Genomic DNA, 13,111 nt, shown 5'->3' with positions numbered 1-13,111 from the left:
AAAGGGCCATTCGGTAAAGAATGGCCCTACATTAGCGCTGCACCTCAAAGCAGCATCCCTAACCATCTTCCGCTCCAAGATTCAGCTCAAATTCCTTGTCGCGGTCACAGATCAGCACACCGTTCACAACCTCCAGCTTGGCCACCTGAATGGACGAGCGGCGCGTTTCATAGCCCGAATCTTCATGATGTCCATTCACACGGCCAGGATGAGTGAAATAAAAGATATATCCTTCTTCTCCTTGTACGACCACATCTGCGTGAAGGCCGATCGTTCCGTCGTCCTTACGCCGGCCAGGCAGGTCGAGAATGAGGCCGTTTCGTTCCCACGTCTGAAGATCATCGGAACGGTATACGCCCTGCCCGCGCCACTCGTCCGTAATCATCCAATAATAGCCGCCCAAGCGGAACACGTTCGGCCCTTCCTGGGATCGATCGGTAATAACCGGACCCGCAACCTGCCAATGGTAGAGATCGCTGCTGTCTGCTGCATACAGATGAGAGTGATGGCCCTCATCCTTGTACCACATCCGGAAACGGCCGTCCGGCAACGGGTAGATGCAGGCGTCAATCACATTTCCCGAACTCAATTCGAGCTTGGAGACAAAGCGCCATTCCAGCATATTCGGGCTGGTATAATGCAGCAAATCCCTGGGATGCCCCCAATGATCGGGTACGCCTTGAATATAACTGACGTACATATGATACAAGCCGTCATGCCAGATGATCTCCGGCGCCCAGAACGTATTTCTTCCCCATTCGATATCCAGACCCTGCAGGATGCCGCGATATAACCACTCCTTGCCTCCGTCGCGGGAAACCGCCACGCCGAGATCGGTTCCGTGAACCCACGCCACACCCGCTGCCTCTGCCGTTGCCCGGCGGTTCGTATAGACCATCCACCACTCCTTGGTCTGACGATTCCAGATCACCACAGGATCTGCCGCACCGTCATAGATAGGATCCCTAAACAAGGGTGATTTCATTCCATCCTCCACTCCCTCCGTGCATCTAACCGAAACCGGATCCAACAGACTTCTTCTTACATTATAAAATCGGCCAGCCTAATCGCAAGGCTGACCGATTTTCCATTATATCATTTCTTCGACGCTTTCCAGGCATCGATTTGCTTCTGCATTTCCTCGATAATTTTGTCGGACCCGGCAGCTTTCAGTTTGTTCAAAAACTCATTGTATTTCGCTTCGTCGGAAACTCCTAATTCAATTGCATGAGAATACTCGTCGAAGACAGCGCTTGTTTTCCCGATTTCCGCTTTAACCGGTTCAGGGTCAAAGGAGAATCCGATCAAGTTCGACGGGGTGGCATCTGCGTTAAGCTTCTTGGTGTCTTCCCATACCGTCTTCGGCATGCCTTTATCGATATACGCCATGTAATTTGTGGCAAACATCCAAGGTACATTTGGATTATAACCCTGCGCGTCAGGCCCTGTCACCTTAAAACCGTCTGCATCCAGATCGAAATGCTTACCCTTGATCCCGAAGTTAAGCAAATTGTAAAGCTCTTGGTCCGTATTCATCAGCTCCAGCAGCATCATGGCCCTTTCCGGATTTTTCGAAGTGCGGCTGATCGCTTGCATCGATGAGATGATTCCGCCCGTAGTCAAATGGGGCTGTACGGTAGGAATCTCCAATACCGGGTAACCCACACCAACGGAGTCTTGGATATCTCCTCCCGGTTTGAAAACACCTCCGATACTGAATCCGTCAGTATCCTCGGTTCCTTTCGGATCTACTTTTATAGCAATACGCTCTTTTGAGTTCGTGTAGCCTTTCGAGTTCCAGTCCCTTATGAGAGCCGCATATTTTTTCACCTGCGGAGTTTCAAACTGATTCACGACTTTCAGCGATGGATCCGAATAATCAACGGCCCCCGGCACATGCATCCCGGCAATCGTTTCCAGATTGAAGAAGTCGCCTCCCAGCCCGTCAAATGACGCGATAAAGGCCCGCTTCGGGTTATCTTTGATGCCTGCTTGCACATAAGGCTCAAGCTGATTCAGTGTATCCGGATTCAATTTCCCGCTATACTGGTTAATGTCAAAATGGATTTTCTCCGCCAGCTTTTTGGGCACAGCCAGATGCGGCGTACGTGCGGTTATTTGCTGGTTGACAACGCCGTAAATCTTTCCTTTGACTCTCGTCCCATCCCAGAACGTTTTCGGTACGGACGCGAAAGTTTTCGGCGCGTACTTGGCGAGCAAGTCATCCAGCGGCAGGAATGCGCCTTTCGCTACGTCTTGGGCATAGTTGTTGATCCAATTCGAAGTAAACGCGATATCGTACGGTTCGCCGGAGGCAATAACCACCTGCATCTTCTGGTCATAATCGCCCCAGGCGATTGGCTTAAAATCGACGGTAGCGTTTATCTTCTCCTTCACAATCTTGTTGACTTCCGCAAATACTTCATCCTGCTCCGGCTGCGGCCAGGGTCCGACGAAATACCAGGTCAGCTTCACTTCAGGCAATGCCGCAGGTGAAGCAGTCCCCGTTTCCGCAGGTTTGCCATTGTTACTGTCGGCCGGACTTGCACCCTCTTTGGACGGGCTTCCTCCGCACCCAGCAAGCAGCATGCCGAACAAAGTGAATGTCGCGGCAGCCATCATGCCAGTTTTGAAGAATCTCGATGCTTTCCACATTTGAAAGTCCTCCCTTAAGTTGTTGATCTATTCTTAATATGGATCTAAATGGGTATTTAAATCCATGATTAAGCTATCCTTAAGCTATCCTTTAACCGCACCAACCGTAAGCCCTCTGACGAAATGCTTCTGAAAGAACGGAAATACGGCAAGCATCGGACCCGCTGCGAGAATCGCCATCGCCATGCGCGCCGATTCCGAAGGTAGCCGGGCGGCCGTAACCCCAGACGGCAGCGCATTGCTGGAATGAGTCAGAAATTCGATGTTGTTCATCATCCTGTATAGCATGTATTGCAGCGGAACCAGTTTTTCGTTATCGATATAAAGCAAGCTGAGCCACCAATCGTTCCAATATTGCAGCAGCGAGAAAAGCGCGACGGTAGCAAGCCCCGGTTTGGCAAGCGGAAGGATGATCTGGGCAAAAATCCGAAATTCGCTTGCACCGTCCATCATGCACGACTCGATAATGCTGTGCGGGATTTTTTGCATAAAGGAACGCAGCAGCAAGATGAACCACGGCATAGCCAGGTAAGGAAGAATCAGCACCCAGACCGTATTTTTTAAATGCAGATAGTTGCTTATGAGGATGTACGAAGGAACCAACCCGCCGTTAAACAACATCGTGAAGAACACATAGAAGCTGAGCTGATTCTTGAATTTGTAGTCGGAGCGCGACAGCGAATAGGAGATGCCCGCCATCACCAATACGGAAACGATCGTACCGAAGACACTGACGAACAAGGAAACTTTGAAAGCGTTTAAAATTTGCAGCGGTCGATATAAAACGTAGACGTATGCGGTAAAATCGAACTTGACAGGGAAGAGCCGGTAGCCGTGATCGAGAATATCCGATTCATTGCTGAACGATATGGAGATAATCGAGATAAGCGGTAAGATACAAGCCAAACTAAACAAAATGAACAGCATATGGATCAACATTTTCGGCAACGATTTCCTGAACTTCATGTTGTTCTTCCTCGTTTCCTCAAAAAATTTTGTTCTCTTCATCCACTTTTCCTGCAATATAGTTGCTTGCCAGAACGACGATGAAGCCCATGACGGATTGAAACAGCCCGACTGCCGCGGACATGCCGATATCGCCGGAAACCTTCAGCGCTCGGTAAACATACGTATCGATCACCTGCGTGACCGGATATAACTGGCCGACTTCTCTCGGAACGAAGTAGAATAAGCCAAAGTCCGAATAAAAAATTTTCCCCACTGACAATAGCGTCATGATCGAAATAAGCGGCATCAAGAGCGGGATCGTAATCTTGCGAATCATTTGAAATTTGGTAGCTCCGTCAATCGCCGCCGCCTCGAAATATTCCTGTGAAATCCCCATAATGCCCGCATAAAAGATGATGCTAACGTAACCAACGCCTTTCCAAATATTGATAAGCGTCAGAAGGATCGGCCAAACCCATGTCGTTGTATAAAAATCGAAGCTGGTGTGGATTTGTTTTTCCAAAAAAGTGGTCACGATGCCATACGGCCCGATAAACGAATACGCCATAAAGGCGACAATAACCCAAGAGAAAAAGTAGGGAAAGAAAAAAACAGTCTGATAAAACTTTAACAACCTTACACTTAAAACTTCATTCAGCAAGACAGCAAACAAGACAGCAATGATCGTCCCGACGACAATGAAAACGACATTATAAAGAAGCGTATTCCTTACGACGAGCCAAGCATCGTCGGAAGTGAAGAAAAATTTGAAATTGTCGAACCCGGCCCATGGACTGTGAAAGATGCCATCCACAAAATTAATGTTTTTAAAAGCTATGAATATCCCGCTCATCGGAATATAGGAAAAGATGAAGATCAGTAGAAATGCCGGCAAAGCCAAAATACTTAACTGCAAGTGTTTCAATGCACCTCGTACTCCTTTCGGTATTAAGATTCGCACATTGCGTCTCAGGCTCCCTATCACTGGCTTAACTTTACCGCCCCGTACGGCAACCGACAATTTCTCATCCGGGAGATCCGTTCTTTTTTGGGGAAAAGCCGAAGTCCTGAATCCGGCCATTTGTTCTATTTCCGGCGATTTCAGTGTTTGGTCGTTTTTTCAAATTGAATGGATACGTCTCAGTTGCTATTCTTTTTATAAGGGGTGTAGCATCCATGTTAAAAAATTTCGTTCTCAAAAATCCGTTTCAACTGTTCCTTACGATCCTCCTCCCTTTCTTATTAAGCACGCTATCGATTCTTTTCGTGCAATCCTCCTTTCTATACCGAAACTTTGAAACGTATGCGCTTGACAGGGTGTATCAGGAACAGAAAACTAATTTATTGAATACAAGCCGCAATATTACCGCAATGGAGCAAACAGCAAAGTCCCTCTCCGTTACGGCCTTCTTCGATAAAACCATATCGGATCTCTTGTATACCGATGTGAAGCCGGAAGATTACTCGATGTATTTGACGAAATTGCAATCCTACAAAAACATTTATCCGTTTCTGCAGTCCATTTATATTTATAATGGCCATTCCGTTTATGCTTCGCCCAGCTTAAATTTCGTCTACAACCGGTCCTCGTTTGCGGATAAAGGGATATTTGCCATACTGGATGACATGGAACACTATCACTCGCACAGTATTGTGCTTCGTAAAATCCCTAATGTTCTTGCAGGCATCACATCTGGTGCCAATAAATATGTCAATGTATACAGTTATTTATTTTTCGATTCGCAGATGCAAAGCGGGAAGGTTAATGAGGCTATCATTCTTAATATTTCGGAAGAATGGGTGAAGCAAGCGATCGGCTCTCCCGTCGGGCAGAACAAGAGCCGAGTCTTTATCGTCGATCATGACGGCAAGCTGCTGTCCGGCGACGGCGCACACCCATTGCTTGCCGATTTAAAAGATAATGACTATGTAAAGCGAATTGACGCATCGAAGGAACCCACCGGAAGTTTCCGTGTCGATATCAACGGAACAGATTCATTCGTCACCTATGCAGATACGGGTGCATTCGGTTGGAAATTAATCAGCGTTACGCCTTATCAGAACATTGTCGAAAATATTACGAAAATGAAATACACAACCTACCTTCTGGTATTTTTCTTCATTGTTGCAAGTGTGTTATTGACCTTCTATTTCTCGCGCAGGTTGTATATCCCGATCAAAATGGTCATTCAGAATTATAAGGTCCTGGAGTCCGAGAAGAGGAACGATTTTTACTTTCGAAAACAAGACTTTTTACGGAAAATGGTTCAATCGGGCGATCTTCTTCCCGCTGAAGCGGTGCAGGCATCGTTTCGAAAATTCAACATCGCGTTGGACCCTGCGGCGTTGTCGTTATTGGTTTTATTCAGAATCGACCAATTTTCCGACTTCTGCACCAAATTCAATCCTGTCGATCGCAGCCTCTTGAAATACGGCATCGAAAACATCATCTCCGAATTGTTAGATCATGCTTACAAGTATGAATGCATTGACATCAATGAGGACCAGATTCTGGTGCTGCTGAACTACGACGCTGCCGAAGCCCCCGCGCAAGACGGGCAACTGATCGCTCTCGTCAAGGAGGTTCAGGAAAAAACAAATGAGTTCCTGAAAATCTCCCTGACGGCGACATTCAGCGATACGTTCGAGACTTGGGGCGACTTGCAGTCCTATTATCTGAACACGCTCGACTTGTCTTATTACCGGTTAATTCTTGGTCATCGGTCCCTGATTTTCGGAAATAGCCTGCAGGCGCGGACGGACGAATTCAAATACCAGGACAAGGAGCTGACGGAGGCCCTTATCCGGGGACGTATCGACGAGGCAAAAGAAGCCTTGTCGGATATCATTCGAAAGGCTTCGCAATATAGCTTGACCACTCTGAATTCCGTCCTGATCCGACTGCTGCTGTCCATTCGCGGCGCCGTCGAATTGCTGGAAGCGAATCATGCGATTGCCGTGCGTTTCAATATCAACATTTATCTTTCGAAGCTGAGCAAGATCGAGACGCTGGAGAAGATCCTCGCCGACTTTTACCAGTTGTTTGACGATCTGGCACTTCAACTGGAGTCCAAGAAGGAAAACAAGTACTCCGACCTGTTCGACAACGTGATGCAAATCATCCGCACGGAATTCGCCAATCCGTCCTTAACTTTGGACACCATCGCCCAGAAGGTGAATTTGTCACCCAGCTATCTGGCGAAGTTGTTCAAAAATCACCATCTTATTTCCATGAACGATTATATTAACGACGTTCGCCTTCAGTGTGCGAGCAATATGATCCTTACAACGGACGAAACGATTACGGCGATCATGGAAAAGTCCGGCTTTACCACCCGCAGTCACTTTTTCACGCTTTTCAAAAAGTCGTACGGCGTATCCCCTAATCAATATAGGAGCCAGTCCAGATTGCAGACGAAAGGATAGAGGAATAGGATGAAGACTAAGCGATTATCGGATATTCATCTGCGGGACCCGTTTGTGCTTACAGACAAGAACGAGAACAAGTACTATTTATATGGAACTCTTGGCGAGAATGTATGGGAGGGCCCGGCGATCGGGTTCGATGTATATGTGAGCAGCGATTTGCAGGAATGGGCAGGCCCGATTCCGGCCTTTCGTCCCGAACCCGACTTTTGGGCGGACCGTCACTTTTGGGCGCCGGAGGTATACCATTGGGGCGGGCGCTACTACATGTTTGCAAGCTTTAAAGCGGAGGGGCGCTGCCGGGGGACTGGTATTTTGACGGCAGAATCGCCGGAAGGCCCTTTTCATTCCATGGGATTGCCTTTGACGCCTCACGATTGGGAGTGCCTGGACGGTACTCTGTTCGTGGATGAAACCGGTGCTCCATGGATGGTTTTTTGCCGTGAGTGGCTGCAGGTGGAAGACGGTGAAATGTATGCGATTCGGCTGCTGGAAGACTTCACAGGTACGGTTGGCGAACCGGTCTTGCTCTTTCGGGCGTCGGAAGCTCCATGGACCAAGGGATTTGGAGATTCAGGGAAAAATTATGTGACGGATGGACCCTTCTTGCATAGACTTTCGAGCGGCGAATTGCTCATGCTTTGGTCCTCGCATGGCGCTCAAGGTTATGCGCTGGGAATCGCACGTTCCCTATCTGGGCAAATCACGGGTCCTTGGACGCATGATCCTATGCCGTTGTTCACGAAGGATGGGGGACATGGGATGATCTTCCGGACATTCTCCGGTCAATCCATGTTGACCATCCATGCACCCAACGACGTGCCGAACGAGCGTCCCGTGCTGTTTCTGGCGGTGGAGGATGGCGGCCGTCTTACCATTGAGAAGAGGGATTGAGGCAACAATATTAAGATCTATGCGCGGCCAACAAGAATACCCCGCGGTTCTTATTCGGATTTGAAGGCATGTATTCCGAGAACAGCTTCGAAATCCTCTTCTCGCTTCACTACCTCGGACTGGCCGACTACGAATAACAAAACAAAAACAGAAGCGAGAGGGGAGCCGCATTCGGTATTGGCGCTCCCGTTCTTGTTCTGCTCGTCTTGCTGCGAAACCCTCCGCAACAAAGAACAAACGCTGTAGTGACTTCCGGAGACGTTATTTCTGCGAAATACCCGACTACGAGTGCTGTAGTGACTTCCGGAGACGTTATTTTTGCGAAATCCTTAGGTGAGCTGTAGGTATAATTGAGGAAGCAGAACCGCGCAAGCGGTCTTTCTTGTTCGGCGCGGAGAACCCTATCACAAATAACGCAAATTTTACGCCAAATCAGAGAAGAGCCCGCCACAAAGGGCTCTTCTCTGATTTCTACCAATCGCATCATTTCAACTGGAACACACGCCACCACAAGCCCCCCGGCAGCAACTCCATCTTTCAACAAAACCCGTCTTCCCAGGCGATCGATTATAAGAAAATAGTCTGATGCCGTTAGAGCGGTTCAGGTGTACAATATCCTTACAATAAAGCGCTTTCAAAACCTTCAAATCGTAGAGGGTGGCAGGTCATGTAAGCTTTTCTGCACCCAAAAGTGTAACCGGTTTCATGAAACCGGTTACTGAAAGCGGGGTGAGACGGCTTCCTTTTCGAAAGGAATAAACCCGATTGATCGCTATTCTACATAATAATCAAAGGAGCGAATATGACAGTGCAGACAAAACCGGCAGTCTGGCTTCTGATCCTGTCCTTCTGCATCTCTTTCTTCAATCTTCCTTCGGTGCCGAGAGCTTCGGCGGCCGAAGCCATCGACTTCCAGGATGATTTCACCGAATGGAAAACGGTCGACGGCGTTCCCGTGTGGACGGTCGCGTCCGGCACTTGGGGCGTGGCGACGGACCCCTCCGATTCGAGCAACCAGGTGCTGAAACAATCCGATGCGGGCGAGGGCATCATTACAGCCGGCGATAATTGGACGGATTCAACGGTGACGATGCGGTTCTACACGGGTGGCGGCGGTGCCTATCCGGGCATTCTCGCACGCGTCCAGGACTATAGAAACTTTTACTACTTCCAGATGCAAGCGCAAGCCAGTCTCGTCTTCTCCAAGCGAATAAGCGGGAAGGATACGACGATCAAAACCGTGTCTTACGCTTTAAGCAAAAATAAATGGTACACGCTGAAGCTGGTGATGATCGGAAGCTCCATTCGGGGCTATATCGTGGAAAACGGCGTTGATAAGCTCGTGTTCGACGTGGTGGATACGACGTTCTCCAGCGGCAAAATCGGGATCCGGAACAAGTGGCAGTCCGTTCTAGCGGACGATGTCCGGGTAACCGATGTGCCTGCGGCGAATTCGTCGACGATCCAATCCGACGAGTCGGCGAAAACAAGCTCGTCCGTTTCTTTGAGCTGGGAACCAGTCGATGGAGCAATCAGCTACAATGTGTACCGCTCCACGACGTCGGGCAGCGGGTACGCCTACCTGGGGAATAGTGCGAGCGCGAACTACGTGGATACCGGGTTAAGCTCCGACACGGCGTATTATTATAAAGTCGCTTACTTGTACGGCGGGCTCACGGAATCCCAATGGTCATCCGAGCTGAGCGTACGGACGGTAGGCGTTCCTCCGCTGGCGCCCTCCGGGCAGACGGCGACCGCTGCGGACTCGCATACGATTAACCTGAACTGGACGGCAGCCGCCAAAGCCACAGGCTACAAAGTGTACCGATCCTCCGATGGCGGCGCTACCTTTGCTCAAATCTACGACGGGCAGCAGCTGATCTTCCAGGATACGGGCCTTACGCCCAATACGGAATACCGCTATCGGGTTACCGCCTACAATGCCTTTGGCGAATCGACTGCGGCTTCCGCCCAAGCGACGACGTACCTCTTCGACGCGCCTGCGGGCTTCAAGGCTTCGGCCACTGATTCGACGGTCGTCTTGAATTGGGACGCGCTTGAAGGTGCGAACGTCACGTATACGCTGAAGCGAGCGACCATCGCAACGGGTTCGTACACCCAGATTTATAGCGGTCCGAGCACGACGTACACCGATACGGGACTTACGCAGGGAGCCGGTTATTTCTATAAGCTGAGCGCCATCGCGGACGGCATCCCTTCTCCGGAATCTGCGCCGCTCGGCATTAGCGCGACGCGTACGGCGTTTAATCCCGGCGCCCTATGGACGGACACGACGGGCAATGCGATCGACGCGCACGGCGCGGGCTTCATGTACGACGAGAAGACGCAAAAGTATTACTGGTACGGGGAGTATCATAAGGGCGGATGGCCATCCTCCGGCGTACGCGTATACTCCTCCACCGACCTGCTGAACTGGACGGACGAAGGCATGGCGCTCACGCTCATCCAATCGAAGGACGACTTCGCGAATGATCCGCTGATCTCCCGGCTCTACGCCGGAAGAACGGACACCGACAACATTTGGGCCGACATCCGCAAGGGCAGAATCGTAGAACGTCCGAAGGTCGTCTATAACGAAAGCACGCACAAATATGTCATGTGGGCCCATATCGACGGCGACAAGGACCCGAACAACGACGCCCAAAACTATGGCAAAGCCCAAGCCGGCGTCGCGATCAGCGACACGCCGACCGGACCGTTCGTCTACCAGCGAAGCTACCGGATGGACATGACGCCGGAGGGACAAACGGATTATCATCCGAGCGACAAGGGTATGGCTCGAGACATGAACCTGTTCAAAGACGACGATGGCACGGCCTACCTCATCTACTCCAGCGAAGAGAACTTAACGATCTATATCTCGAAGCTGACGCCGGATTATTTGGACGTGGCGGGCTGGCATAAGGATGGCAATACCGACGCGCAGGGCAACCCGGTCCGCGATACGTCGTACAAAGCCGTCTACGGCGTCGACTATGTTCGCGTATTCCCTGGCGCCCAACGCGAAGCCCCGGCGATGTTCAAGTATAAGGGGAAGTATTACTTGATCACCTCGGGCGCGACGGGGTGGTCGGCGAACCAGAACAAATATACGGTGGCGGACAACATCTTCGGCTCTTGGTCGGCGATGACGGACCCGTTCGTCAAGACGCTGTCCACCGATCCCGATCCGACCAAGGCGTTCAATACGCAAGCAACATACGTCATTCCGGTCGATCCGAAGCGCGGCAAATTCATCTACGTCGGCGACATTTGGAACGGGGGCAACTTCGCCAACGACGGCGCGAAGTACGCGTTCCTGCCGATCGAGTTCGGCATGGGGACGGACATCGCGATCAAGTGGTATGCCTCCTGGACGCCGGACTTGCTCGACGCCATGGGTCAAGTGAACGTCACGACCCCGTTCCCCGAGACAGCAGCCCTTGGAGCGGTGCCGAACCTGCCGGAGACGGTCGACGTTCTTGTTGAAGACGGAACCGTCTCGACTCCGGTGACGTGGACCGTGAATTCCCGCGAGCCGACCGCCGCAGACTTCTCGAAGCCGGGGCCGATTACCGTCCAGATGACGCTGCCGAATTTCCACAATAAAGTGCAGAGCATCAAGCTGTACGTCATTCCGGGCAAAACGCTGTACTTCGTCAACGCAGGCGGATACGCGACGGCCGATTACAAGCTGATGGCCTCTTACATGCAAAACACGCTCGCGAACAAAAACGTCATCGAACAAGCGTATAACGCGGCTGATGACACGCCGTGGGGCTACTTGGGGACGGATTCTCTTCCTTCGGGCTCGAACGCCGGAGATATTTTCTCCACGGTTCGTTACTTGAACGGCGGCAACATCACCAACTCGCCGAAGGGCACGGATCTCTCCTATCAATTCACGTTGGAAAACGGCGCGTACGATGTATACCTTGGCTTCAACGATCCGTGGTCGAATACGACGAGAAAAGCGAACCTGCTCCTGAACGGCGATGTGAAAGGCCCCGTTACGTATATCCCGAGCAACACGATGGCGTATACCGGCGTGAACGTCGCGAACGGCTCGCTAAACGTTACGATCCGCAATACCGCCGCTCAGGACCCGCTGATCAGCTGGATTCTGATCGTCAAACCGGACCTGGCGCCTGCCGCGGACACGACAATGGGGCTTACCGCCACGGCAGCTTCCGCAACTAGCGTTAAGCTCGCCTGGAACAAAACGATCGGCGCCGTCGGATATAACCTGTACCGTTCGGACAGCGCGGACGGCACGTATACGAAGGTGTACAGCGCCCCGATGACCGATGCCGCCTTCATCGACTCCGGCTTGCCGTCGGAGCACACTTATTATTACAAAGTCGCGGCAATCGGCGCCACGGGAACGGAATCGGCCTTGTCTGATAAGCAGAGCGTCACGATCTCGAGAACGGCCGAAGAGATTGCGGCCGGCATTACGTCCGTTCAAGCTCCCAACCGGAACGCGAGAACTTTGACGCTGCCTGCCGTACCGAACGGCTTCCGGATCGAGATCGTCTCCTCGGACAGCGCAACGATCGGCACCGATGGGTCCGTCACCCCGCCGCCGTCAGAGACGACGGTCCATCTCGTGCTTCGCGTGACGCGAATCTCGGATATGACGACGGCGGATACGGTGCCCATCGAAGTGATCGTTCCGGAAGAGTATGTATTCGCAGACACTACGCGTAAATCGGATAACATTCAGGTGAATTCGGCCGTACCTGTGACGTTCAGCTTGAAGGATGCCAACGGTTCACCCGTTATCACCGGAGCACACCTCTCTCTTACTCTTGACGGAGTTAAGGTCGATGTCGCTTCGAAAGGGAACGCCAACACCGGCGACCTGTTCAATATCGATTCGTTCGGGGTATATACCTATACCTTGGATACAAAGGGCTTGAAATCGAAGACCCGTTATCTGGTCACCGTTACGCTTGATGACGGTACCGTCTTGTTCACGCACGTCATTTCCACGAAATAATTTGCCAAGAACGGCAGTGTATCGACGCGCGTAATACGCGTTACTGAGACAAGGGCACCTTACAATTGATTTATTCTGTACATAGCAGGAGGATATGGTGGACAAGGCCGATGCAGCGAAGTTCAGCAAGGAAGACATTCTTGACCCGAAGGGCTGGAATCTCCTTTCCTTTCTGCGGTTTAAAGC

The 13,111-nt window shown here is 51.0% G+C and carries 7 protein-coding genes; 3 read left to right on the top strand and 4 right to left on the bottom strand.

Annotation, left to right across the window (positions count from 1 at the left end; genetic code table 11):
- Nucleotides 1-58 precede the first annotated feature (58 nt).
- The 4 genes from GE107_RS08960 to GE107_RS08945 form a co-directional block, all read right to left on the bottom strand.
- On the bottom strand, nt 59-985 hold the full coding sequence (locus GE107_RS08960) for a family 43 glycosylhydrolase (protein WP_219639335.1): 927 nt from the start codon (nt 983-985) through the stop codon (nt 59-61).
- A 110-nt stretch (nt 986-1,095) separates the two neighbouring features.
- A complete protein-coding gene (locus tag GE107_RS08955) occupies nt 1,096-2,655 on the bottom strand; it encodes an ABC transporter substrate-binding protein (protein ID WP_219639334.1) in 1,560 nt (519 codons plus the stop codon).
- 84 nt (nt 2,656-2,739) lie between these two features.
- Nucleotides 2,740-3,621 carry a carbohydrate ABC transporter permease gene (locus GE107_RS08950; RefSeq protein WP_219639333.1) on the bottom strand — a complete coding sequence of 294 codons (882 nt, stop codon included), beginning with the start codon at nt 3,619-3,621 and terminating at the stop codon, nt 2,740-2,742.
- Nucleotides 3,622-3,640: 19 nt separating this feature from the next.
- A complete protein-coding gene (locus tag GE107_RS08945) occupies nt 3,641-4,684 on the bottom strand; it encodes an ABC transporter permease (RefSeq protein ID WP_219639332.1) in 1,044 nt (347 codons plus the stop codon).
- 95 nt (nt 4,685-4,779) lie between these two features.
- Between GE107_RS08945 and GE107_RS08940 the strand changes: the two genes are divergently transcribed.
- The 3 genes from GE107_RS08940 (at nt 4,780) to GE107_RS08930 (ending at nt 12,925) form a co-directional block, all read left to right on the top strand.
- Nucleotides 4,780-7,029, top strand: coding sequence for an AraC family transcriptional regulator (locus GE107_RS08940; RefSeq protein ID WP_219639331.1), 2,250 nt, complete (start codon nt 4,780-4,782; stop codon nt 7,027-7,029).
- Nucleotides 7,030-7,038: 9 nt separating this feature from the next.
- A complete protein-coding gene (locus GE107_RS08935) occupies nt 7,039-7,923 on the top strand; it encodes a glycoside hydrolase family 43 protein (RefSeq protein ID WP_219639330.1) in 885 nt (294 codons plus the stop codon).
- Between the two features lie 802 nt (nt 7,924-8,725).
- Complete coding sequence (locus GE107_RS08930) at nt 8,726-12,925, top strand: fibronectin type III domain-containing protein (RefSeq protein WP_255570327.1); 4,200 nt, start codon at nt 8,726-8,728, stop codon at nt 12,923-12,925.
- The last annotated feature ends 186 nt before the right edge of the window (nt 12,926-13,111 follow it).

The sequence above is a fragment of the Cohnella sp. CFH 77786 genome, assembly GCF_019400745.1.
GTDB lineage: Bacteria > Bacillota > Bacilli > Paenibacillales > Paenibacillaceae > Cohnella.
This window is presented reverse-complemented; position numbering and strand designations above follow the sequence as displayed.

Bases quoted from the DNA above. Each gene is read 5' to 3' on its own strand.
- GE107_RS08940 (WP_219639331.1), top strand. From the start codon at position 4,780: ATGTTAAAAAATTTCGTTCTCAAAAATCCGTTTCAACTGTTCCTTACG.
- GE107_RS08945 (WP_219639332.1), bottom strand. From the start codon at position 4,684: ATGGCCGGATTCAGGACTTCGGCTTTTCCCCAAAAAAGAACGGATCTC.
- GE107_RS08955 (WP_219639334.1), bottom strand. From the start codon at position 2,655: ATGTGGAAAGCATCGAGATTCTTCAAAACTGGCATGATGGCTGCCGCG.
- GE107_RS08935 (WP_219639330.1), top strand. From the start codon at position 7,039: ATGAAGACTAAGCGATTATCGGATATTCATCTGCGGGACCCGTTTGTG.
- GE107_RS08930 (WP_255570327.1), top strand. From the start codon at position 8,726: ATGACAGTGCAGACAAAACCGGCAGTCTGGCTTCTGATCCTGTCCTTC.
- GE107_RS08960 (WP_219639335.1), bottom strand. From the start codon at position 985: ATGAAATCACCCTTGTTTAGGGATCCTATCTATGACGGTGCGGCAGAT.
- GE107_RS08950 (WP_219639333.1), bottom strand. From the start codon at position 3,621: ATGAAGTTCAGGAAATCGTTGCCGAAAATGTTGATCCATATGCTGTTC.